General features: G+C 61.3%; 21 protein-coding genes, 1 pseudogene and 1 other annotated feature. Of the genes and pseudogenes, 18 read left to right on the top strand and 4 right to left on the bottom strand.

The window, feature by feature from the left end; all coding sequences use genetic code 11:
- Positions 1-87 precede the first annotated feature (87 nt).
- Complete coding sequence (locus QFZ94_RS22995) at positions 88-1,014, bottom strand: LysR substrate-binding domain-containing protein (protein ID WP_429459751.1); 927 nt, start codon at positions 1,012-1,014, stop codon at positions 88-90.
- A gap of 256 nt (positions 1,015-1,270) precedes the next feature.
- On the opposite strand from QFZ94_RS22995, the gene QFZ94_RS22990 reads away from it, so the two are divergent.
- The 6 genes and pseudogenes from QFZ94_RS22990 to QFZ94_RS22965 form a co-directional block, all read left to right on the top strand.
- Positions 1,271-2,530 (top strand): aromatic ring-hydroxylating oxygenase subunit alpha, encoded by a 1,260-nt coding sequence (locus QFZ94_RS22990; protein ID WP_429459749.1) that lies wholly within the window; start codon positions 1,271-1,273, stop codon positions 2,528-2,530.
- A 7-nt stretch (positions 2,531-2,537) separates the two neighbouring features.
- Positions 2,538-3,674 carry a 2Fe-2S iron-sulfur cluster-binding protein gene (locus QFZ94_RS22985; protein WP_429459747.1) on the top strand — a complete coding sequence of 379 codons (1,137 nt, stop codon included), beginning with the start codon at positions 2,538-2,540 and terminating at the stop codon, positions 3,672-3,674.
- Between the two features lie 452 nt (positions 3,675-4,126).
- Positions 4,127-5,479 carry an MFS transporter gene (locus QFZ94_RS22980; protein ID WP_429459745.1) on the top strand — a complete coding sequence of 451 codons (1,353 nt, stop codon included), beginning with the start codon at positions 4,127-4,129 and terminating at the stop codon, positions 5,477-5,479.
- A 141-nt stretch (positions 5,480-5,620) separates the two neighbouring features.
- The gene (locus QFZ94_RS22975) at positions 5,621-6,316 is read left to right on the top strand and encodes an ArgP/LysG family DNA-binding transcriptional regulator (protein ID WP_429459743.1); all 696 of its coding nucleotides are present in this window, start codon (positions 5,621-5,623) and stop codon (positions 6,314-6,316) included.
- Positions 6,317-6,328: 12 nt separating this feature from the next.
- A protein-coding gene (locus QFZ94_RS22970; protein WP_429458928.1) for an IS3 family transposase occupies positions 6,329-7,566 on the top strand; the annotation gives its coding sequence in 2 pieces (ribosomal slippage) (positions 6,329-6,632 and positions 6,632-7,566; 1,239 coding nt in all).
- Positions 6,619-6,735: a sequence feature (AL1L pseudoknot), on the top strand. It overlaps the preceding gene by 117 nt.
- Positions 7,567-7,592: 26 nt before the next feature.
- Positions 7,593-7,862, top strand: a pseudogene (locus QFZ94_RS22965) (HTH-type transcriptional regulator ArgP); the annotation flags it as partial.
- 6 nt (positions 7,863-7,868) lie between these two features.
- Here the strand turns inward: QFZ94_RS22965 and QFZ94_RS22960 are convergent.
- From QFZ94_RS22960 to QFZ94_RS22950, 3 genes are all read right to left on the bottom strand, one after another.
- Positions 7,869-9,107, bottom strand: a complete 1,239-nt coding sequence (locus tag QFZ94_RS22960; RefSeq protein ID WP_429459741.1) for a sodium:solute symporter — start codon at positions 9,105-9,107, stop codon at positions 7,869-7,871.
- The gene (locus QFZ94_RS22955; RefSeq protein WP_429459739.1) at positions 9,104-10,051 is read right to left on the bottom strand and encodes a fatty acid desaturase family protein; all 948 of its coding nucleotides are present in this window, start codon (positions 10,049-10,051) and stop codon (positions 9,104-9,106) included. The genes QFZ94_RS22960 and QFZ94_RS22955 overlap by 4 nt, the downstream gene beginning before the upstream one ends.
- An 843-nt stretch (positions 10,052-10,894) precedes the next feature.
- Positions 10,895-11,341 (bottom strand): helix-turn-helix domain-containing protein, encoded by a 447-nt coding sequence (locus tag QFZ94_RS22950; RefSeq protein WP_429459737.1) that lies wholly within the window; start codon positions 11,339-11,341, stop codon positions 10,895-10,897.
- Positions 11,342-11,481: 140 nt separating this feature from the next.
- Between QFZ94_RS22950 and QFZ94_RS22945 the strand changes: the two genes are divergently transcribed.
- From QFZ94_RS22945 to QFZ94_RS22890, 12 genes are all read left to right on the top strand, one after another.
- Entirely contained in the window at positions 11,482-11,736 is a 255-nt protein-coding gene (locus QFZ94_RS22945; RefSeq protein ID WP_429459735.1) for a helix-turn-helix domain-containing protein, read from the top strand.
- 34 nt (positions 11,737-11,770) lie between these two features.
- On the top strand, positions 11,771-12,649 hold the full coding sequence (locus QFZ94_RS22940; protein ID WP_429459733.1) for a ParA family protein: 879 nt from the start codon (positions 11,771-11,773) through the stop codon (positions 12,647-12,649).
- 131 nt (positions 12,650-12,780) lie between these two features.
- The gene (locus QFZ94_RS22935; protein ID WP_429461892.1) at positions 12,781-14,352 is read left to right on the top strand and encodes a chromosome partitioning protein ParB; all 1,572 of its coding nucleotides are present in this window, start codon (positions 12,781-12,783) and stop codon (positions 14,350-14,352) included.
- Complete coding sequence (locus QFZ94_RS22930) at positions 14,349-15,071, top strand: hypothetical protein (protein WP_429459731.1); 723 nt, start codon at positions 14,349-14,351, stop codon at positions 15,069-15,071. Before QFZ94_RS22935 ends, QFZ94_RS22930 begins: the two co-directional genes overlap by 4 nt.
- The gene (locus QFZ94_RS22925; RefSeq protein ID WP_429459729.1) at positions 15,013-15,477 is read left to right on the top strand and encodes a hypothetical protein; all 465 of its coding nucleotides are present in this window, start codon (positions 15,013-15,015) and stop codon (positions 15,475-15,477) included. Before QFZ94_RS22930 ends, QFZ94_RS22925 begins: the two co-directional genes overlap by 59 nt.
- Positions 15,474-17,039: a hypothetical protein gene (locus QFZ94_RS22920; RefSeq protein WP_429459727.1), complete on the top strand. Its 1,566-nt coding sequence runs from the start codon at positions 15,474-15,476 to the stop codon at positions 17,037-17,039. The genes QFZ94_RS22925 and QFZ94_RS22920 overlap by 4 nt, the downstream gene beginning before the upstream one ends.
- A 299-nt stretch (positions 17,040-17,338) precedes the next feature.
- On the top strand, positions 17,339-17,722 hold the full coding sequence (locus QFZ94_RS22915; RefSeq protein WP_429459725.1) for a hypothetical protein: 384 nt from the start codon (positions 17,339-17,341) through the stop codon (positions 17,720-17,722).
- A 31-nt stretch (positions 17,723-17,753) separates the two neighbouring features.
- Positions 17,754-18,413, top strand: a complete 660-nt coding sequence (locus tag QFZ94_RS22910; RefSeq protein WP_429459723.1) for an AcaB family transcriptional regulator — start codon at positions 17,754-17,756, stop codon at positions 18,411-18,413.
- 16 nt (positions 18,414-18,429) lie between these two features.
- On the top strand, positions 18,430-18,915 hold the full coding sequence (locus QFZ94_RS22905; protein WP_429459721.1) for a hypothetical protein: 486 nt from the start codon (positions 18,430-18,432) through the stop codon (positions 18,913-18,915).
- Positions 18,916-19,038: 123 nt separating this feature from the next.
- Entirely contained in the window at positions 19,039-19,602 is a 564-nt protein-coding gene (locus tag QFZ94_RS22900) for a single-stranded DNA-binding protein (RefSeq protein ID WP_429459719.1), read from the top strand.
- 76 nt (positions 19,603-19,678) lie between these two features.
- Entirely contained in the window at positions 19,679-19,948 is a 270-nt protein-coding gene (locus QFZ94_RS22895; protein WP_429459717.1) for a hypothetical protein, read from the top strand.
- A 511-nt stretch (positions 19,949-20,459) separates the two neighbouring features.
- The gene (locus tag QFZ94_RS22890) at positions 20,460-22,550 is read left to right on the top strand and encodes a DNA topoisomerase 3 (protein ID WP_429459715.1); all 2,091 of its coding nucleotides are present in this window, start codon (positions 20,460-20,462) and stop codon (positions 22,548-22,550) included.
- Positions 22,551-22,566: the final 16 nt, after the last annotated feature.

Below are 22,566 nucleotides of genomic sequence, written 5' to 3'. Positions count from 1 at the left end.
ATCTTTTCATGCTCGCATGACTTTAAGTCATTCGTCGAGCTGACCCCGGATGGCCTGAGGAGGAGGGCGAGCGTTTCCCGCTTGAAGTCAGCGTCGCGCAGGGTCCCCGCGCAACCACTCGATCAACTGCGAAATGACCGGCGTAATGGTCCGGCCGTGGGGCACCACCACGAAATAGGCGTCGCTTGGTCGGAAGGTCGCGAGGTCGATCGGGATCAACTCTCCCGTGCGCAGCAGATCCTCGACCAGGCGGCTCCACCCCAGGGCGATGCCTTGTCCATATCTCGCCGCCTGTATGGCGTCGGTGTAGAGGCTGCATCGCAAGACGGTGTTCAGCCGTGAAGGGCGGTATCCGACGGCCCGGAACCACTCGTTCCAGCCCATCCAGCCTTCGGACGTTGCATCCGACTCGACGAGGGGCATCCTGGCCAGTTCGTCGAGCGAGGAAGGCGTACCGTACTCCTGCAGAAAGGCCGGCGAGCAGACGGGAAAGACCTCGACGTCGAAGAGCAGGGTTGAGGTGCCGTCCGGCCAGTTGCCGTCGCCGTAGCGTACGGCGACGTCGACCTCGACGTGTCGAAGGTCGGCGGTAAACATGTCGGTCGATAGCCGCAGTTGCAAAGGGGGATCGAGCTTCTTGAGCTTGGCGAGCCGCGGCAATAGCCGGAATTGCGAAAAAGCGGCTGTTGCGGCGAGCACGAGTTCGCGTTGCTCGGTTCCTGTGACCAGGCGATCGAATACCCCGGCGATTTTCTGCATGGACTCGGCGACGACCATGTACAGCGCCTGGCCCTCACTGGTGAGCTCAATAGAGCGATGCAGCCTGTGAAAGAGCCGCACGCCCAGCGTTTCTTCGAGAAACCTGACCTGCCTGCTCACGGCGGACTGGGTGACGCCCAGTTCGCTTGCGGCGTAGGTGAAACTTCCGAGACGAGCCACGGCCTCGAACTCGACAAGGGCGGTAAGCGAGGGAACGATCCGGCGATACCCTTTCATTGCCTTGGTGGTTTTCATTCGCTATCACGTTTATCTGTGAGGACAACAAGGGGGTGAGCCCGTGCGATCGGCCATCGGCTTTCAGGGAAAACCCGCGCCCGTGCACGGGCCGCGAGGCGTGCTTTTTGGAGCTAAGCCCCGTGCGTATTTTCGCATGATTTAAACGAATGTGATTGAGCTTATAAAGCGCGTTGACGGCGCATTTTGGTAGTCCAATACTCGACGCCATATCAGTGCCGCAGGCGCTATTAAACGTTCTCATCAAGAGGTCCCCATGTCTGAAGTTCACATTCAAACGCACCGCGAACTCATCGATAGCCGCAAGAAAGGACACGGCATGCCCGGGGAATTATTCGGGCGCCAGGACGTGTTCGAAGCGGACGTCGACGTGTTCTTTCACAAGCTCTGGATTCTGGTTGGCGTGACGGCTGACGTTCCCGAGCCGGGCGATGTTCATACGGTGGACATCGGCAAGGCGTCGGTCATTATCGTGCGCGACGACGACGAGAACATCCGTGCGTATCGCAATGTTTGCCGTCATCGCGGCTCGCGCATCATGAAGAAGGCCGGCAAGGCGAGTGTGGGGATGCTTGTCTGTCCGTACCATCAGTGGACGTACGACCTGGACGGCAGCCTCAAGCATTCGACGCATATGGGTAAGGACTTCGACGCCGGCTGCCACAGCCTGATTCCCGTCCACGTGAAGACCGTGGGCGCGCATATCTTCATTTGCCTTGCCGACGAACCGCCGGCCGACTTCGAAAAGCTCGAAAGGACGATGACTCCGCGCTTCGCACCGTACGATCTGACGCACACGAAGATCGCTCACGAAATGGAGATCGTCGAGAACGGCAACTGGAAACTCGTGATGGAAAATAACCGCGAGTGCTATCACTGCGCGGGCACCCATCCGGAACTGACGAATTCGTTTCTCGCCGAAGACTTCGGCTTTTGTCCGGATGGCCAGAGCGAAGAGGCGCTCCAGGGCTATGATGACTATCTGAAGCGCAACGCGCAATGCCGCGAGAATTGGGAAAAAGACGGCCTCGTTTGCGCCCCCTTCGAGTCGCTTGATGAAAGCGTGGACACCAACTTCAGGACCCAGCGACTCGTCATCGCGGGCGCAAATGAATCCCAGACGATGGATACGAAGGTAGCCTGCACGAAATTGCTGGGCGACGTCAAGCGGCGCGATCTCGGTGACGTACATATGTGGGGCCATCATTCATGGACCCATGTGATGAGCGATCACGCAGTGATCGCCTATATTCTGCCCCTTGCGCCGGACAAGACGGTCGTGCGTACCGTCTGGCTGGTCCATGAAGACGCTGTCGAAGGCGTGGACTATGACCTGAAGAAGCTGACCGAAGTCTGGATCGCGACGACGAACCAGGATGCGGAGCTCGTCGCGAACACGCACGCGGGGACGCAGGATCCCGCCTACATTCCGGGGCCTTACTCGAACTATACCGAAGCACCGTTGGACCAGTTTGCACGCTGGTACGACGCCAAGCTGAAGGCACAGGGCGTTTGAGGTTGCCATGAACGTAGCCGCAGATTCATGCTTTATCCGGCAGGGAAGTGAAATGGTTGATCGCTTTAGCAGCACGAGCACGTGGGAACGCGCCGACGCGCAGTGGCCGAATCACGAGCAGCGCACACTCATCTGCGCTCGCGTCTCAGACGAGACTCAGGATGTTCGGACGTTCGTATTTCACACGCCGGACGGCCGGCTCTTCAGCTTCGAGCCTGGCCAGTTCATTACCGTGTCGGCCGAAATCGATGGCAAGGAGGTGAGCCGCTGCTACACGATCTCCTCGCCGCCGACGCGCCCCTATGCGCTTTCCATCACGGTCAAGCGTACGCCGGGGGGCGTGATGTCGAACTGGCTGCACGAGAATATGAAGGCGGGTGTAGAGCTAAAGGCGTTCGGGCCGTCGGGTGTATTCACGCCCTCGTCGGGGCCGGCACTCAAGAGCCTTTATCTTTCGGCGGGTTCGGGCGTGACGCCGTTGATGTCGATGACGCGCACGGCGTTCGATCTGGGACCGAACCGCGATATCGTGTTCATCCATAGCGCGAGAACGCCGAAAGACATTATCTTCCGCCGGGAGCTTTCTACCTTGTGCGGCCTCTCGGATCAGCTTCGTGTGATTCACGTATGCGAAGCGCGGGGAAATGAACCTGACTGGTCAGGTCCGGTGGGGCGGCTCGATCTGGAACTCCTGAAGGAACACGTGCCGGACTTCCGGGAACGGGAAGTGTTCATCTGCGGCCCGGCGGGCTACATGGACGCATCGAGAACGATGCTGCGCGAGGGCGGGCATGATCCCTCCCGGTACCATCAGGAGAGCTTTAATTTCGCGGAAACCGTGGAGTGTGTGGAAGAGCCGGCGTCGGGCTCTGCCGCACAGGTCGGATATACGGTGCGTCTCGCGCGCTCGGGTCGGGTGTTCACCATGGACGCGTCACAGACGGTGCTCGCCGCTGCGCGAAAGGCCGGCGTGCCGCTGCCTTCGTCGTGTAGCCAGGGGATATGCGGAACCTGCAAGACCAGAGTGATCGAAGGCAGCGTCGAGATGAAGCACAACGGTGGTATTCGTCCGCGTGAAATCGAAAAGGGCATGCGGTTGATGTGCTGCAGTCGTCCCACTTCGGACCTCGTTCTCGATTTGTAGTATGACCCGCAACAAGGCTTCAGATGCATCGGCGATGCCCTGCGGGCCTCGGCCTCTCGTTGAAGTTTGACAGGGGTTTGGCAGTACGTCACAGGCAAGCAGCCATTGAGCGCATTTTGTTTTGATTTGCTTGATCCCCTCGCATCAGCGCCATGACCTCAGCGTCATGGCGCAACATGAAATTCGCGGACGCCGCATTCCTGCGGCGTCAATCAACCGGTCGCCACCACGTGTGCAGTTGACGGCCGGTACGCGCTCGCCGATGCCGCGGCGGTCGGCCATTCCCATATGAACATGCATATCCGCGGTGCCATATGCGTCCTGGCAGCGAGGGAGACAGCTAATAGAATTTAAATCGCAGCGCTTCCCGAGCGGAGTGGACGACCGCCGCCAGCTCCAGACGGCGATGTGAAATCGATTGTTCGAATCAAAGAAAATAAGGAGACGTCCCCGTGTCAAAAACGATTGTGAGTGGCGCATCGATACCAGCGCATTCACCGACGAGACTATCAACGAAACACCGCAGATTCATTGCGAATCTGACCCTTTTGATATCGGCCGGCATGTTTATTGATGGCTTCATCCTGGGAAGCATCGGGATTGTCATGCCCGCCATTACCCACGATCTGGCTCTTTCTGCGGCATGGCAGGGTCTGGTTGGGGCATCGGCCCTAATCGGGATTTTCATCGGCGGCCCGCTGGGAGGGTGGTTGGCCGACAAGGTGGGGCGTCGCCCCATGTTCACTGTCGACCTTGCTATTTTTCTGGTCGGCTCAGTCGCCCAGTTCTTCGTGGGCGAGGCGTGGCAACTCTTTCTGGTGCGCGTGTTGATGGGCATCGCCATCGGCGCCGACTATTCGATTGGCTGGCCCTTGCTTGCGGAATTTTCACCGGCGCGGCTGCGTGGAAAGTTGCTCGCGGTGCTCGAACTTGCGTGGTACGTGGGTTACCTGATTTCCTATGCGTTGGGCTGGGTCCTGACCATTTCGTCCGCGGCTGGATGGCACGTCATTCTGGGTTTGAGCACGCTCCCGACGGTCATCGTCTTTCTGATGCGCCTGGGCACGCCGGAGTCTCCACGCTGGTTGGTTAGCCGCGGGCGGCATGAAGAAGCAAAGCGACTGGCCGCAGAGCACATGAGCCACGAGGAGCAGCGCGACTTGCATGCACCCAGTCGCGCCGGGCAGCAAGGATTCGGACGGCTCTTTTCCCGCGACTACCTGAAGACGACGTTCTTTGTGTCGACCTTTTGGGTTTGCAATGTAACGCCGTACTTCGCCATTGGTGCGTTTTCTCCCATCGTCTTGCGACAACTGGGTCTCAAGGAAGGGTTGACGGGCGGTATGGTGCTGAATGCCTTCGCGGTCCTCGGGACAGCGCTCGCCGTAATTTTCATCGAGCGGGTCGGGCGGCGCAAGCTCGCGATTCCGCCGTTCTTTATCTCAGCGGTTGCGTTGATCTGCGTTGCGCTGTTTTCGCACATTTCCACGACCGTAGTCCTCATCTGCTTCTTTGCTTTTTCGCTGGTCAATGCGGTGTCCACGACGCTCTGCGGCGTTTATCCAGGCGAGGTATTCCCGACAGAGATTCGAGGTATTGGTGTCGGCTTCGCTACTGCCGTTTCGCGTGTTGGTGCAGCGTTGGGCACGTTTCTCCTGCCTATGGCAATGAATTCGCTGGGCATCGGGAGCACCATGCTCATTGCGGCCGCCATCTGTCTTGTTGGCGGCATCGTGTCCCAGCTTTTGGCCCCTGAGACACAAGGGAAACTGCTGAGCGAGGCGTCGGCTCCGAGTGGAAAGTAGAGTATCGAATCGTTGAATTGACGCGCCGGTGGCGTTCGGATACGACTCATGAGGTCAAACCGAAGGGCGCTCGGACTAATATTTTAGCTTTTCATTGTGTTTGACCGACCACTTCCGCAAGCTAATACTGAGAAAACCGTCATGCTGGATCGTCAGCAACTGGAAACCTTTGCCACAGTCTTGGAGTGCCAGAATTTCAGGAAGGCGGCATCAATACTCAATATATCACCCGGTGCTGTGACTGCGCGGGTCAAGAGCTTGGAAGCCGCAGTCGGCGTAACACTGCTGTTGCGCGATCCCACCGTGACGCCGACTCACGCGGGCGAAGTGATCCTGCGGCACGTCATGGCCGTGCGGCTGTTTGAGGAGGAGGCGTTTCGGGTCATCAAGCCCGGCGAATTCCCGCCTGTCAACATTGCTGTCGCTGTCAATGCTGACTCACTTGCGACCTGGTTTGAGCCGGTTTCGTGGCAACTTGCAGCGCAGCACATCGGGCTCGAAATCATCGTTGACGATCAGGACCATACGGTAACTTCCCTAGTCCGTGGCGACGTGAAGGGTTGCATCTCGACACAACGCGAATCCAGCCTTGGATTCCAGGCCGATTTTGCTGGAGGGATGCGCTACCGCTGTGTCGCGACGCCTGCGTTCGTTGAAGCGCATCTGCCCAAGGGCATGACGCTGCCAGCGATACTGGATGTTCCCGCAATCCTGTTTGATCGCAAGGATGCGATTCACGACAGATTCCTTTCCACATTCTTCCGGGTGAGTGTGGACAGGTACCGTAAGCATTATTTTCTGAACCGCCCCGGGTTTTCCGGAGACTCCACTTCTTGAGAAAATGGAGCTATGGAAAACACGAAGAAGAAATCCCCAAGATACTCGCCGGAAGTGCGTGAGCGGGCTGTGCGAATGGTGCTGGAACATCAAGGCGACCGGGAATCGCAATGGAAAGTGATCGCGTCGATTGCGGCGAAGTTTGGCTGCTCGGGCGAGACGCTGCGTAGCTGGGTGCGCAAGGAGGAGCGGGATCGGGGTTTGCGCCCGGGCACGAGTACGCAGGAGCAGGATCGGCTCAAGGAACTGGAGCGGGAAGTACGTGAGCTTCGGCAGGTCAATGAAATCCTGCGCAAGGCGTCAGCGTATTTCGCACAGGCGGAGCTCGACCGCCGACCGAAGTGATGATCACGTTCATCGATGATCACCGGCACGTCTACGGGGTCGAGCCGATCTGCAGGGTGCTGCCAATCGCACCGTCGACGTACTACACCCATGTGGCTCGCCGCGCCAATCCTGACCTGGTGCCGCCGCGGGCCCAGCGTGACAGGATGCTCAAGGATGAGATCCGGCGCGCGTGGGAAGAAAACTTCCAGGTCTATGGCGCAGACAAGGTCTGGACGCAATTGAAGCGCGAAGGCATTGTCGTGGCGCGCTGCACGGTCGAGCGGCTGATGAAGCAGATGGGCCTGCGCGGCGTGGTGCGGGGCAAGACGGTACGTACGACAGTGAGCGATGGTTCGACGCCGTGCCCGAAGGATCTGGTGAAGCGGCAATTCACGGCCGAACGGCCCAATGCGCTGTGGGTTTCAGATTTTACCTATGTATCGAGCTGGCAGGGCTTCGTCTATGTCGCGTTCATCATCGACGTGTTCGCCCGACGCATTGTCGGCTGGCGCGTGTCGAGCTCGGCGCGCACGGACTTCGTTCTGGACGCACTGGAGCAGGCCTTGTACGAACGACAGCCGGCGCAGCAGGACGGGCTGATCCATCACAGCGACCGCGGCGTGCAATACGTATCGATCCGCTATACGGATCGGCTGGTCGAGGCGGGCATCGAGCCGTCGGTGGGCAGCGTGGGCGACTCCTACGATAACGCACTGGCTGAAACGATCAACGGCTTGTACAAGGCAGAGGTCATCCATCGCCTCGGACCGTGGCGCAATCTGCAGGCCGTTGAAATGGCGACGCTCGAATGGGTGGACTGGTTCAACAATCGTCGGCTCTTCGGCCCCATCGGCAACATTCCACCCGCGCAGGCCGAAGCCGCTTATTATGCAAATCTCGCTGGGTCTGCCGCCGTGGCATGACTCAAGCAAAATAGTCTCCGGGAAACCCGGGGCGGTTCATTCCGTCACCGACCGCATTGCTGAACGCGATTCTGAATGGACTTGGTTACGGACTGGTGCCGGAGATGCAAATTGGAGCGTTGCTGGAATCGGGTGCGCTCGTAGATCTCGCGCCGGGACACGGTCTTCTGCTCGAACTCTACTGGCACCACTGGGAATCGGAGCCCGAGCCGCTTGCTAAGATCACCGCACTGGTTATGGATTACTCCCGCCGCAGTCTTGTTCAGGAAATTCAACGCATTGGTGGAAACGCTTGAGTATGGTCACGAACGAATACCATGTTGGGTGGAACTGAGGTACGAGGCGAGCACCGGTGCGACAGAGGCGAGCAGTCCTGTAGTCAGCGAGATCCAGTCAGGCAAGTGGGCGATGTGCGCCCAGGACAGTATTGCAACGAACAGGGAAGACATGCCACCGGAGACCATTATCGCGAAAGCGCAGCGTGGCGTAGTGGGGTGTCCAGTCTGATCCAATACAAACAGTACTCCGACTGCTGAAATGTAAATGGCATTCAGGGAAACAATGGTTGAGACGATTGAGTGCCCGTCGATAGCGATAACACAGCAGGTCGCGATGATGAGACATTTCGAGGTGAGTTCGTGGCGGCGGATGACGGGGCGCAAGTCCATCAATGCACTGCTCATCGCACGCGTGATGGCTGTTCCCGATCCGAGCGCGGCCAGCGCGACAATGCCGAGGCAGATCGGGCCTGCACGTCCGCTGGTGTGGAGCATGATCCATGGGATTGCACTGGCGTAGTCATTCAGGCCAGACAGTTGCCCGCCGCGTAGTGCTGCCACAACCGTAGCGGCGGGTAAGAATCCGGCAGCGATAAGGAAAATGCCCGCGAGGACGCAGCCAAGCCAGGCATCCACCGGTCGACGCGCGGCGATGACGAACTGCTGATAATCGGATCCGGTGAGTACAAGGAATCCGATGGCGATCACCGTGATAAGCGTTTCAACGGGAGGTACCGTCTGCACTTCGTGGACGAATGACGGCCACGCGTGCAGGTAGACCGGCAGTCCTCCCGACAGGACGAGAGCATGCAGCAATATCAGATTGCTCGCGAGCAAACCCAGCGTGAAGAGCAAGGCCGCGACGCCGAGGTCGACCGAGGAGATTGCCAAAAGGGCAGCGGAAGTCGCCAGCGCTGAATGAAATGTCTTGAATCCCACAGTTGCGAGGACGGCGATGCTGCCGTGAATCTGCGCCGCGAGTACGCCTGACATCCATACAAGCGAGAGAAGCGCGACGGCCTTTCGTACGGCTGGGCCATATTGGTTTCCAAGGATCTCCCAGATTGGTTCGCCGACAACCCAGAGCTTTCGTGCGACGAGCCCGAGCGCGAACATGCCAAACGCGGTCACGATGGCGTAAAGACTGCCCGCCATGCCGGAATGAATGGCCATTTCTCCAGAGCCGAGCAGGAAAGCGATTCCACAGCTTGCGGAGACGAGGAGTGCGGCGACATGAATGGGACCCAGCCTATGACGTGTCATGGCTTTTCTCCACCGGAAATTTCCCATTCCCGCACCACCGCATCGGATCCTGAAAAGTAGGCGTGGGATACGCGTGCGGTGCGGGCGAAGGCCGGTAGCGCGAGCAGCCTTCCCTGTGCCTTGGGCAGGCGGTGATAAGGAACCGAGGGCATCAAGTGATGCGTAAGGTGGTAGCCATTGTTGTGCGGGTGAATGACCCAGCGCCAGACGCTGCGCGGGGAAATGTCGCGCGTGTAATTGAACACGCCACCGGGTTGCCGACCGAAATGGTCGCAGAATTCCCGAAAAGTGGTAATTGCATGGAACACGGTGGCCCTGGCGAGTATCCACAGGCCGATAAATGCGGCCGCTGCGTGGAGTCCCAAGATAACCGTCATGGTGCCTAGTACGGCGATCCACCAGACGAAGATACCTGCTTTTCGCGAGAATGTGACCTGTCGGGCGTGCAGATGTCCGAAGATCGAGGCCGCCCACGCGCGCGGCGTCACCAGGACCGCGAGGTAGGGATGCCACCAGCTATCGCCGGGCGCTGGACGAACATCAATGTAGTCAGGGTCGGCCTTTGGGTCACCGAGCCATGCATGGTGACGCGCGTGGGATTCACGATAGGCGCTCAGACTGTTGAAGAGCGGCGGCGCAATCAAGAGCCTGGCGATTGCGTCGTTGAGTTGACGCGAGTTCGCAAGATTCCGGTGCGCTGCGTCGTGAAGAAGATTGCCGAGTGCACGCTGCCTGTTACCGATCCACGCGATAGCTGCGGGTGCAGCATACCATCCGAAGCGATGAAAGAGCAGCATCGCCCCCACTATGCTCAGCCAGTCGAAGGCGATATCTGCGAACACCCGCGATGGGTTCGGGGCGGTCATGGCCTGATGTACCCCATCCCACTCGGGAAACGCGGAGCGAATCAGATTCTGATCGTGGATGATGGCGCGATTCGTCATGGATAGCCTCGCCTGAAAACCAATCGTGAAAGCGTCAGCTGGAGCGTGCGGTTTTCACACGCACTGCAGGGACCAACGGGACTTTCATCTTAGGAAACCAAGAGAGGTCGTACAGTCTGTTCAGCAAATTTGCATGACGTTCAACCGTCTGTAACGGGAAAGGAGGACAGGCGCCAGCGGCGTGGGGGACGTTCAGCGCGGTCAGTCAAGCCTGGACCCAGTGAAATTGGAGAGTATGGCAATCATGTGGCCTGCAAACGCTGATATCAGGCATATCGTGACCCAAAGAAGATTTGTTAGGATATCTATCCATATAGAGGTCCTGTCATCGAATGAATGGATGGGGAACCCAAGCGTATTGTGACCTGTGGACCGGTGTCGCGGGTCTAAGATGTGTAAAACGTTCGGACCGTTTATGAAGCGGGCCGATGCGCGTGAATTCCTTGCGAATTTGCGCTGGTCGGGTCTGAGTCGCAGATGTTTCGGGTGAATGTACCAGGCGTGTGAGGCTATCGGCGTTTGTGGCTGTAATCCTGTTGAATTGAAAGCTTGAGGCGTACGCGGAGGTCTCCGGACACGACCTGGATACAGACTTTAGGAGCAGACGGGACCTTGGCGCCAGTTGCGGGATGGCGTCGCGCGCGACGCGCGTCTCGCTCGATGTCTTTGCAGAGTTGTTCGATTTCCTTTCGTACCTCTTTCAGACGACCCATGATCTTCCTCGCTGCGGATGCGCGATGCAAGCCGAGGGGCACCGCGTGTGCAATAGAACCATCACGTCTGAAGATTAGCCGCCAACGTAGTTCACCGAACTCCGTTCAGTATTTTTGCGCGTCGCTCACGTTAACGCGACGGCCGGGTCAGACGATCGACCCGCGCATCACCGAGAATGTCGTCGGCGTCCTCGCCGAGCAGCTGACATTGCTCGTAAAGCAGCCCGATGAGCCGGGCCTTTTTTTTCGTTGCGAGCGGTGAATCAAGTCTTTTTTCGATCCGTTCGACCGTTTCGGTGACGGCCTCCAGCGTCCGCTGGTCAAGACGGAACCGCACATCGCGGTCGAGCAGCATGCTGCCTTCGCCAGTGAGCAGCCACACAGGATCGACGGCACACTTTTCATACAGGATACGGACAACGTCGATCGGGATGGCGCGCTCGCCCCGTTCGTAATTCGCGTAGGCGCGCAGTGATGTCCCGAGACGTCCCGCCATCTTTTCCTGGGACAGTTCAAGGTATTCGCGCACGTGCGCGAGGCGTTGATGGTAGTCAGCGGAATCAACGGCGCTTGACATGTCTGTCCTGCCTTTCTAGAGTGAATCCGTGCCTTGATTATAGGCACCATTGAGTACTGGACAAGTCTGGACGTACCTGGCTTGGGAAGGGAAGTAATGGACAGGTCGAGTATCTGTTGTACTGCCAGGAGGCATCGACGGTGACGCGTTTCTATACGCTGGAGGAAATTGCACACGAGTTGCATATCGCGCCAGCCACCGCGCGCAACCGGCTCACGCTGCGGCAACCGATGCCTCCATCCATCCGCATCGGGCGGCGGCGACTCTTTCCGGTCGACGGATTCGAGAGGTGGATTGCGTCGCAAATGACGCAGTCTGATGCTGGTGAAACATCGCCGGCAGACGAGGTGCCAGACATTTCCGTATCACGCTGTACTTCAACACGCGAGTCCTGAGTTCACGTCATGACGTTGCACTGGAATCTCCACTGTGCCAGTTGTTATCTCCTTCGTTTCCACCAAGGGCGGCGTCGGTAAGACGACCGTTGCCGCCAACCTGGGCGGCCTGCTCGCAGCCTTCGGCATGAAGGTCCTCGCGATCGATGCAGATGTCCAGCCGAGTCTAAGCAAGTTCTTTCCCGTCCATTACCGTTCACCACGTGGTCTGAGTGCTGTCGTGACGTCAGGCGGCAATCCCTCTGTGGACTGCGTCAGCCGGACCATCTTCTCGAACCTCGATCTCATCTATTCGGACACGCCAGACGCCGAACTGCAGTCGTGGCTCAACCGCCGTGAGGACCGGCTGATGATCATGCGCCGGGCGATGCGAAGCCCGCTGCTGGAGACCTACGACGCCGTGCTGATCGATACGCAGGGCGCGGTGGGTGAGCTGCAGAAGTCCGCCGCGATGGCGGCCGACTTCATGGTGTCGCCGGTGGTGCCGGACGTGCTCAGCGCAGGGGAGTTCGCCACCGGTACCCTCGCCATGCTTGATGAGCTGAACCGGCTGGCCGATTTCGGCGAGTCATTCCGCTCCGGTGATCTACTCGCGCTGATCAATGCGCATGAACGGACCGTCAACGCAAGGGTACTGGCCGCCGTACTTCGACAACGCTTCGCGGATCATCGGCGAGTCAGGGTGCTGGACACGGTCGTGCCGTCGGCTGCCGCGTACGCAGCAGCCGCGACAGCGCGCGTTCCCGTGCATGATTTCGACCGTCGCAGGCGGTTCGGCAATTCAGCCTGGAACGTCATGCATCGTCTGGCCTGGGAACTGTTCCCGGCGCTGGCCAATGTCTATGCGGGGGCACCGGGACCGATGGCGGATGGCGTCGATACCGCCGACAGCACGCGAGGGGCGGTGGCATGAACGCGTCAGGCGCTGCGACCGATCCGGCGCGGGAACTTGCGGCTGCGCGACGGCTGGACGTTCCTGCACCGGGGCCAGAGGCACGCGAACCAGAACTTGTGTCGGTCATACGGCTAAGGATCACTGAGGTGATGGTCTACGAACGCAATCCGCGGCGGGTTTCCCATGAGCGCATCGTTGAGTTGAAGGAGTCGATCCGCACCAACGGCATCGAGCAGATCGTAACCGTGACGCGCCGACCCAGCGAAACCCGGTACGTCGTCGCGAAGGGCGGGAATTCACGTGTGACAGCGGCAACGGCACTCTACGATGAGACCGGCGACGAGCGATTCCTCTACTACGATTTCGTCTGCGTTCCGTATCCCGGGGAGGCCAGACTGCTCGCCGCCCATCTGCGCGAGAACGACCAGCGCGCGGACCTGTGTTTCTGGGACAAGGCGAATGGATATCTCGCGCTCAAAGCGGATATGGAAAAGGAGCGGGGTACCACGCTGTCATTGCGCGAGTTTTCGAGGTTGCTCGAGGAAGAGGGCACACCCGTCAGTCACGTCCTGCTTTCACTGTTCCAGTTTGCCGTCGATCGACTTTCCGCACTGGGTCCCGCTACGGAATACCTGAGCCGGCGCGCGCTCGTTGACGTGATCCAGCCGGCGATGGGCGCACTGATACGGCTCACGCGTCGCTTGGGATTCGATGATGCGTGGCTCCAGCACCATGTGGTCGATCCGGGACTTCTGCAGGTTGCGGCGGATTTTACGCCGGAGACGATGCAGGATCACCATCCAGCGGCCCTCGATGCAGGGAATCTCATTCGAGGCTTTCGATCGCGCTGCGCGGTTGGGCTGGGAGTTTCCCTGGAAGGTCTGGACCGAATGAGTCATCTTCTTGACCATGCTCCCGATGTCGACGCGGATGAGTTGCGGCGAGCCGGGGAGCATCCCGCAATTGAAGGCAGCGAGGTGAAAGGCGAAGCGGAGCGATCGCCCCGACATTCGCTGCGCGCGGATGCGAAGCCGGAACCCGTGTCCTCACCGCGCATTCCAGTTGAGCCGCGTGCAGACGAGATTGCCACGCCCGGTGTCGTTGTTCAGGACAGTGAGCAGCGTGCTTCGCCGAACGATGAACGCCTGGCGAGCGAATCGATCAACCGGTCGTTGTTGTCGGCTGGTTCGCTGGCGGGCGCAGAGCTTGCCACCGCGGCCTTTCGCGAGGCATTGACCGCATTTGCGTGCACGTGCGGGCTCGAAGGATGTGTGCGGGATGCGCCTGGCCTGCCGTATGGTTTCATGGTCGAGCCGCCGGCGCCGGAGCCTTCGCAGCCATCGCTGGATGATCAGGCACGCCTGGATGCTGACGGGCTGAACCGGTATCTCGGCTGGTGGTGGCTGGTCAGCCTGTCGCGACAGAACACGGCATCCGGCCTTGACCACGTACCGGAGCAAAGCGTGTATGCGCGCATGGCGCGCGATGAAGATTACTGGGCGCGGATCTGTGATGCCTGCGTCGGGGAGCCCCTGCTGGGTGACCGCATGGATGTGATGTTTGCCGCCATGCTCAACCCCGACAGATCCATCGGACTGTGGTGGTCCGAACTCGTGCACGCCGCCCGTGCGTTCCGGGTTGCCTGTCCCGAGCGCTTCTGCCCACCGCGATGGAACGAACTGGATGCGGTCGAGCGGCTACTGCGTGGAGAGGGAGCATGAGGCCGGCGTTCTTTCCCGTGGCGGATACCGCCATCGGGCACATCGTGCTACTGGAACTGATACGGCTGTCACGCATGGACAGCAACGGATTTCACTGTATTGATATGGACTGCAAAGTTTCATGTGAAACATCGAATGGTGAAGAAAGGAAAGCAGGAAATGGTCTGCCTGTCTCCATCCGGCGCGTGCTTGCCGACGCACGTACCGGGGCACTGATCGATGTGCTGGTTGCTTCTGGTGCGCTGCGCGTACTCGTCGACCTCGATGTTCTGCAGCGACGCTGCGAACTGATTGCGCGGCAGTGGCACGACGAGCGCCTGCTCCATGCGTTTGTCCGGGCGCAGGCGAGCGCGCCGATGATCCGGCGGTTCTTTCGTACCGCGACGCGCTCCTCCATCTCCCGCCTGCGCACGGAGATGAATGTACCTGCACCCGCCAAACCACGCATGCCGGCAGCCCGCGAGACCGACACGTTGTTGTCGCGCTGGTACAGCCTGCGGGACATCACCGATGTCCGTGAGCGTTATCTGGCGTTGCATCGCGAGTGCGATGGAGCGTGGTCGCTTGCCTCGCTCTTTGCCGCACTGGATAGCGCGGCGAACCCGGACGCGGCCTCATCAGTCCGCGCCCGTCCTTCTCCGAACTCAAGGGAGTCTCACCATGTACGACATGCGCCGCGACCCGAAGGGCAACCTGTTGCCGGGCAAAAGCTGGGATGATCCGCCTGGTCCGCCACCTGCGGAAACGGAACTGATGCTGTCGATGCTCGACATGCCCGTCACCATCGACCGCTGCTTCGTCGAGATCTGCCGAGACATGCCGGCAGCAGCGGTATTGACCGAGCTGTCGACGATCGAGAGCGAGACCGGCTGTCGCGACCAGTGGCTGACGGTCACGCCCGGCGAACTGGAACGACGCCTCGCGCTGTCCGAGCGGCAACAGCGGGCTGCCTGTCGCGTGCTGCGTGTGAGGGGCCTGATTGGACACAGGAGAAGAGGGCCGGGGCCTGCGGATGAGTCCCGTCTGCTCTGGCCGGCGATCATGGCCCAGTTGCGGCAGAAGGCCGCCGAGCGCACGGCGCACATCGCATGGCCGCCGCGGCGGCCGGAAGGAGTGCAGCCATGATGCAAGGATCGCCGCCCTATCTGGAGGACTTCGAGGACTTGTGGTTTGCCCTCAAGCCGTACCGGCCCATCGCGTTCGGGACACGTCTTGCGCGTATCACGGGCCATCCGAAAGATGCCATGCTGCTCTCGCAGCTCGTCTACTGGACACGCCGCGGGCGCGACGTCGGTGGTAACGGCGGCTGGGTCCACAAGACCCGGGAACACTGGTTCGCCGAAATGGGGCTGTCGCGTGAGGAGCAGGAGAATGCGAGGCGCCGTCTGCGCGACAGGAACCTGGTCATGGAATGGCGGGGCGGGCGCCCGGCGTGCCTGCACTACCGCCTGGATGTCCAGGCGATGTCGATGGCGGTGCGAACCAGTTGCCGGATGGTCGGACCGCTGCCCGCGTCGATCGAGGCGATCCGTACGGACGAGGGGGCGATGCAGGAACTGCTCGGGCCGACAGTGGCCTTCCGGCGGGTCTTCGTCGATCTCGTGGGGAACGTCAACGCCGCGCTGCTGCTCTCGCGTATGGTGCAGCTTCAGCGCCGGGAAGCAGACCAGCAGGCTACGTGGTTCACACAGAGCGGGCTCGAATGGCAGCGCTCGCTCGGGCTGAACCGCGTGCAGCAGGAGAATGCCCGGCGCCGGCTGGTCCGGCAGGGCCTGATTCGCGAGCTGACGCGCCCGAACACCGGCAAACGGGTGTTCACGCAGATCAACGCGACGGAGTTACGGCATCAGCTCGAGCGGCTGGTCTCCCGCATCGATGTTCGTGACCGGCTCGCAACCCGCAAGTCGCTGATCGCGCGTGGTGCACGGGAAGCGGGCCCGGTGCCAGGCGCAGAGGCACTCATTGCTGTTACCCCAGGTAACAGCCCGGCAGGGGCGGTGCACGTGCCCGTCTTCGGCCCCGTGGTCGCGTTTCGAAACCCGCCGACCCGAAGTCCCCAACCCGGTCGGGAATCAGGGATGCAGTTACCGTCGGAGAGTTTGATGCGTTACCGATGGCGACAATCGTACGGTTCCAACGCGCGCGCGTATACGAGGATTACATATTCGACTACGACAACCACTGGCTTTGCCCCTGGAAGCGGCTGCGCATGCCCGGTCGTTGTGGGGACGAAGCGATATGTCGATGTCGTTGCGGACGACGCCAGCGGCGACGGCCTCTTCTGGCCCGCCATGCTGCACGCGGCGGAGCGCCCGCTGGTCGCAGCGCACCTCGAACGCGTTCCTGTCCGGGACCGTCAGGTGCTGCTCGACGAAATGGCCGCCTGCCATCGGCACCGGCCCGTGCAGTCGCCGGTCGCCTACATCGCCGGACTGGTGCGCTGCTGTCTTGCAGGCGACTTCGTGCCGGCGCGGGCCCATCTCGAATGCTCCGCGCGTGAGCGTGCACGCGCAGATGAGGGCGCGGTGACTGCCCAGTGCGACCACCGCTGCGACCACGACGGATCCGGGGACGGGCATGGGCGGCCGCATGCCTCGACGTCGGAGACGGCGCGACTGCACCTTGCCGCCATCCGCGCTGGGCTCAAGCAGGGGCGGTTCGGGCAGGCTGGAGCCGGCCATGCGTGACTTGTGTCTCTCCCGCCTGTCGCAAACAGCCGCCTGTGCTCGTGTTACCCCGGGTAACGCTCCGCAGTCCCGGCGTCTGTCCGTCGATCCTGCGAAAGGCTGTTTTCGGCCGGGATGCACAAAGCGCACGCATCGCTCCGTCTTTCTCCGCGCAGCCCGGCAATTGCCGCTGTTACCCTGGGTAACAGTCGTTGCGCGATTCGCGACTGCCGTACTGGAGGAATGCCTGTTACCCGGGGTAACAGCCCGGTAGCGACCCTGTTCCGTCGATTCTGAATCTGCTCATGAGGAGTTTACTTATGGACACGCAGCCAGCCGGCGTCGACCCGTCAGTCGATCCGTCCGTTGACGCCTTCGCCCGTTCATCCTCGTCGCCGTTTGCCGACGGCTACGACCTGGAATCCGAGCGCGCCGCGCTCGCCCATCTGATCGCTTCAGATGACCCCGACCCGGCCGATCCGTTTTTTGGCCGGTACGAGCTCTTTCTCGAACGCGAGGAATCGCTCGATCACCAGCAGCAGGAGCATGCGCTGCGTCAGGGTGGCGATGCCCTTGTCAGGCCACACGAGGCCAACGAGATCAACCGGATTGGTCAGCTCACAAGCGAGGGCGGCGACCGGATGCGGCTGCATACGCGCGATGCGATGCGCCTGTTCCTGGGGGCGCGCTGTCGCTCCGGGTGAAACCGGTCATGCCATGGCGGGCGGGCGACGCGTGGCGGCGGCGCTGCGCGCGCTCTGGTCCCTGTCAGGCAACGACAATCCCTATGCCGACTGGAAGCTCGTCGAGATTGCCGAACGGATCGCCGGCATCCGCCGCGCCAACGAGCTGGAACAGCAGCACGCACGGCAACTGCTGGATGCCGCGCGCGAGAAGGGGCTGGACTTCGCGGTGTTGCAGTCGCGCGAACCCGCACAGGTGTCGCTGGGATTTGGCTCTCCCTACGGCTACATGATCGTGATGCTGCTGGTCGAGATCGACTGGCTGGTGCGGCTCGTGCGATCGACCGTGCTGCGGGACCTGATGGCTTCCAGTGAGGGCGTGCGGCGGATTGGGTCGGCGAAACACCGCTGCCTGTCAGTGTTTCATTTCGCGGTGCACTGCCAGCGCGTGCTCACCAGCCCCGAGCTGCTGCCGCTTTCACGCGTTGATTTCCTGCCCAATGCGGATACTGCCGCAAGCCAGCGGGTCGAAGCGGCGGGGGCGCTGCTCGGTTTGATGCCCCGGGACGTCTTCACCGGCGAGCGCGAACCCCGCCACAGCCGCCGGCGTGTGAGGCGGCTGTCGGAAGCGGAACTGCGCCTGCTCGACAGCGTGCCGCTGTCCGGGGACGACGCCGGTGCGAAAGCTGCGGCAGACGCTCTGGTGCGATGACAGGAGGACTGCGGCAATGACAGACCGGCCTTCCCATCTGGATCGGCGTTCAAAGGCCTTTAAGGGTAAGGGGGAGCCTCTGGCCGAGCTGCCCGCTTTGCACGTCTCGCGTGTGTCCGGGCGAACCGCCTTCCGTGTGCTGCTGCGCTCGTACGAACACTGGCTCGATGAGACGGTGGCCGAGATGGACGCGCTCGCACGGGAGAGCGCGACCGCGGGGCTCGATGTGTCGCTGCGCTGCGTGCGCGTCGTACTGCCGAGCAGCGCGATGCGTCATCGTCTCGACTGGTTCATGCGAGGCGAGCCGCACACGGTGCCGTACCCGCGGGTGCAGTCTTGTTTCAGCCGGATACCGGCACCGTTGCGCGCCTACCTGCAGCAGTGCCATTCGCGCGCGAAAGAACTCAATGCGCTCGAATCGGTATTCCGTTATGCGGCCAGCCAGCTCGCAATGTATCTGGAGCACGGCACGGTCAAGGTTCGCAGGATGGACGACACCTGAGCCGTACGGCGACATTCGCCGATGGAATAACCGCGGGACGTTCAGGCTGACGCAGAGCAGCCGTTGACAACAGCAGGCGCGCGTTCGATTCACCGGGGCTACCCATGATGAACGGAGTCCGCAATGGGCATCTACGCAGAACTGGTCGGCAACGTACTCGCATCGCCGACGATGAAACAGGTTAACACCGCTGGTGGCGCGCGACGCATCGTCGAATTGCGCGTCATGTCGGCAAGCTATCGGCGCCTCGAGGATGGCAGGCTGGAACAGCGTGACGGGCGCACCTTTCCCGTCGACGTGACAATCTGGAACGAACGTCTCACCGAGCGCGTCCTGCAGCATATTCGCACCGGCGCGAGTGTCGTCGTGCGTGGCGATTTCTATGTGAGCCCGTGGGTCAACCGCGAGAATGAGGCCGATGCCGGTGCTCACATCGACGCAGAGTCCATCTCGCTGAACCTCGTACGCATCGATCAGGTGGTGTACCGGGCGCGTCAATCCCGGGAAACTGGGGAGCAGTCCCAGGATGGTGATGCATCGGGCAACCAGGACGACGATTCCGCCGAAAACGCCCACCTCCCGGAACCCGATCCGCCACAGGGCGATGCAACAGGCGAAGAGGCGAACGCATCCGGCCAGTCTGCTGGCCGGCGATCGCGTCGCGCGCCCAGTGCCTCGGCCCGGTAGTCCACGTGGCTATTCGTTGTCATTGCGCGCACGGCGGCTGAACGCTGCGTGCGCGGCTACCCCGCAGGAGGATGACGTGGAGCACACGAACGTGGCGTGGCCGGTCTGGCCGGACGCGCAGGAATTCAGGATGTTGCGGGCGCTGGTGCGCGAGGGTGTCGCCCGTATGGCTGCGGCCCGGTGTGGGCCGTATGCGGTTCAGTTTCATGGCTGGCGCATACGGGTCTGGCGGCGTGACGACGCTGTCCGGAATTCGGCCTATATCGACATCCGCTCCCGTGAAGGCGAGGTGTGGGTGCGCTTTGCCTGGGAGATCGCGTGTCAAGTTGATGATGAGGTGGCGTGATGGGCGGCATACGCTGGATCGATGCCTGTCACTTCGGCGACTGCCGAATGCTGATGACGCGCATGGCGGCGGGACGGAATACGCGTGCGGACGGTGGTGCCGAGTCCCTCATATTGCGGACTGCGATCGTATTTACCTGAGAATGAGTCCGCGAGGCAGTACGAGCTCGGGCTGGAACGCACGCCGCGCGAATATGTGACCCTGATGGTGGATGTCTTCCGGCATGTCCGCGCGTTGCTGGCCGACGATGGTACGGTTTGACTGTCAATTACCGACAGCTATGCGGCTACGGGAACGCGATCGTCGTCGCGGTGGCCGCCATCTTCATCGAAGCTTCGGACGACGCGGACGCAGAGCAATATGGACGACAGATATAAATCATAAGGATTCCATACCGAGTCGTGACGTAGAGGGATGGACCAGCCGGTCCGGGCAATCACAAGAACGATAACGACCGTTCAGAGAGGCGCGCGCGACCAGGGGAGCAGACCTTGTCCATCCGGAGGTCTGCATGAAGCTGTTCATTTGCGAAAAACCGTCCCAGGCGAAGGACCTTGCGCCGCATGTCGGCGCGCGCGGGCGCATCATCGGGGCGTTCACCGGCAACGGCGTGACGGTTACCTGGTGCATCGGACACCTCGTCGAGCAGGCGAAGCCAGAGCAGTATGTGCCCGCACTGGCGAGGTGGAATCTTGACCTGCTACCGGTCATTCCGCGGCAGTGGGCCGTGCAGGTCAAGCCGTCGGTCAGCGCGCAGTTCGACATTGTCGTGCGGCGGATCCGGGAGGCGCAGGAAATCGTCATTGCCACCGACGCGGATCGCGAGGGCGAGGTGATCGCGCGGGAGATGATGCAGATTGCCGGCTACCAGGGACAAGTTTCCCGACTGTGGCTCTCGGCGATGGATGCCGCGTCTGTGCGCAAGGCGCTCGCCCAGTTGTTGCCCGGCGCAAAGACAGTGCCACTGTATTACTCTGGGCAGGGTCGCGCGCGTGCAGACTGGCTTGCCGGCATGAACCTTACGATGGCGCTCACGACGGCGTTCGGTACGGGTGGGCGTGAAGGTACCTGGCACGTCGGTCGTGTCCAGACGCCGGTACTCGCGCTGGTCGTGCGTCGCGAGCGGGCGATCCGGGCATTCGTCCCGAAGACCTTCTACGATCTTCATACGGTTTTCAGTCTCGCGGGCATGCAGGTGCCGATGCAATGGGTCGTCCCACAGACACTGGCGGACGACGCAGGGCATGCGACGGACGAAGCGAAGGTGAAGGCGGTCGCTTCGCGTGTCGGGGAACGTACGGGGCAGGTCGAACGCGTCGAGACCACGCCGGAGCGTGAGCTTGCACCGCTGCCATTCAGCCTCGGCAGCCTCCAGCGTGAAGCGTCAGCCTGTTACGGTCTGAAGGCTGCCGCCGTACTCGATGCCTGCCAGGCACTCTACGAAACGCACAAGGCGGCAACCTATCCGCGTACCGACTGCGAATATCTTCCGGTATCGATGTTCACCGGCGCCCAGGCGACGCTGTCGGCTATCACGTCAATCGATGCAATGCTGCGGCCGCTCGCGGACCACGCGACGTTCGACAGCCCCGGCCGTGCATTCAATGACGCAAAGGTCACAGCGCATCATGCGATCATTCCGACCGCCAACAGCGCGGTCAGGCTCGCGGCCCTCAGCCGTACCGAGCGCATCGTCTACGACCTGATCTGCCGCCGGTATCTCGCGCAGTTCCTGGGCGACTACAAATATCTGAAAACCGTGATCAAGGTGACCTGCGAAGGTGAGCTTTTCCGCGCGACGGGTGCGACGCCAACGACCCAAGGATGGCGGCAGGCGCTCGATGCCGGGAAGGGCAAGCCTGCACCCGATGATGAAGTGCAGGAACCGCAGAAAACGGAAACGTCTGCATTGCCCGTCGTCGCGGACGGTCAGTCCGCCCCAAATGTCTCGTGCGAGGTGGCGCGCCGACAGACGAAGCCGCCGAAGCGCTACACAGAGGGTACGCTTCTCGCTGCGATGGAGTCGATCGACCGCGAAATCGTCGATGAGCGGCTGAAGAAGATCATGCGCACGAAAGAGAAGGCGGGTATTGGCACCGACGCGACGCGTGCCGGCATCATCGAAAACCTGTTTCACCGGACCTACATCGGCAACCATACGAAGCAGAAAAAACAGATCGTGCCGCTTGAGCGCGGCGATGCGCTGATCGCGCTGCTCGAGCGCGTGGCACCGGAACTGGCCGACCCGGTCCTGACTGCCGAGTGGGAGGACCGTCTGATGCAGATCGAGTCTGGGCAGCTTGAACTCGGACAGTTCGAGGCGGACGTCGGCACGTGGGTCAGGCAACTCGTCGCGCGTATTCGCGACCAGCGCGGCACCGTCGTCGATGGCGTTTCGCTCGGAACATCGACCGCGGGTGTGGCGTGTCCTGCCTGTGGCGCTCCCATGCGCCGGATCAAAGGTGCGCATGGCTATTTCTGGGGTTGCACGGCGTTTCGTGAGGGGTGCCGGGCCACATTGCCTGACGCTGACGGCGCGCCGGTGCCACGGAACACAACGACAGGGAACGCGAGATCAACGGTGGCAAGGACTGGGAAATGACTCTTGCCTGGAATGT

The organism is Paraburkholderia sp. JPY465 (assembly GCF_050436725.1).
In the GTDB taxonomy this organism is placed as follows: domain Bacteria; phylum Pseudomonadota; class Gammaproteobacteria; order Burkholderiales; family Burkholderiaceae; genus Paraburkholderia; species Paraburkholderia youngii.
The sequence above is the reverse complement of the archived record's forward strand: the minus strand, read 5'-3'. Positions and strand labels throughout refer to the sequence as shown.

Bases quoted from the DNA above. Each gene is read 5' to 3' on its own strand.
- QFZ94_RS22995 (WP_429459751.1), bottom strand. From the start codon at position 1,014: ATGAAAACCACCAAGGCAATGAAAGGGTATCGCCGGATCGTTCCCTCG.
- QFZ94_RS22990 (WP_429459749.1), top strand. From the start codon at position 1,271: ATGTCTGAAGTTCACATTCAAACGCACCGCGAACTCATCGATAGCCGC.
- QFZ94_RS22985 (WP_429459747.1), top strand. From the start codon at position 2,538: ATGAACGTAGCCGCAGATTCATGCTTTATCCGGCAGGGAAGTGAAATG.
- QFZ94_RS22975 (WP_429459743.1), top strand. From the start codon at position 5,621: ATGCTGGATCGTCAGCAACTGGAAACCTTTGCCACAGTCTTGGAGTGC.
- QFZ94_RS22960 (WP_429459741.1), bottom strand. From the start codon at position 9,107: ATGACACGTCATAGGCTGGGTCCCATTCATGTCGCCGCACTCCTCGTC.
- QFZ94_RS22955 (WP_429459739.1), bottom strand. From the start codon at position 10,051: ATGACGAATCGCGCCATCATCCACGATCAGAATCTGATTCGCTCCGCG.
- QFZ94_RS22950 (WP_429459737.1), bottom strand. From the start codon at position 11,341: ATGTCAAGCGCCGTTGATTCCGCTGACTACCATCAACGCCTCGCGCAC.
- QFZ94_RS22935 (WP_429461892.1), top strand. From the start codon at position 12,781: ATGGTCTACGAACGCAATCCGCGGCGGGTTTCCCATGAGCGCATCGTT.
- QFZ94_RS22930 (WP_429459731.1), top strand. From the start codon at position 14,349: ATGAGGCCGGCGTTCTTTCCCGTGGCGGATACCGCCATCGGGCACATC.
- QFZ94_RS22925 (WP_429459729.1), top strand. From the start codon at position 15,013: ATGTACGACATGCGCCGCGACCCGAAGGGCAACCTGTTGCCGGGCAAA.
- QFZ94_RS22920 (WP_429459727.1), top strand. From the start codon at position 15,474: ATGATGCAAGGATCGCCGCCCTATCTGGAGGACTTCGAGGACTTGTGG.
- QFZ94_RS22915 (WP_429459725.1), top strand. From the start codon at position 17,339: ATGGACACGCAGCCAGCCGGCGTCGACCCGTCAGTCGATCCGTCCGTT.
- QFZ94_RS22905 (WP_429459721.1), top strand. From the start codon at position 18,430: ATGACAGACCGGCCTTCCCATCTGGATCGGCGTTCAAAGGCCTTTAAG.
- QFZ94_RS22900 (WP_429459719.1), top strand. From the start codon at position 19,039: ATGGGCATCTACGCAGAACTGGTCGGCAACGTACTCGCATCGCCGACG.
- QFZ94_RS22890 (WP_429459715.1), top strand. From the start codon at position 20,460: ATGAAGCTGTTCATTTGCGAAAAACCGTCCCAGGCGAAGGACCTTGCG.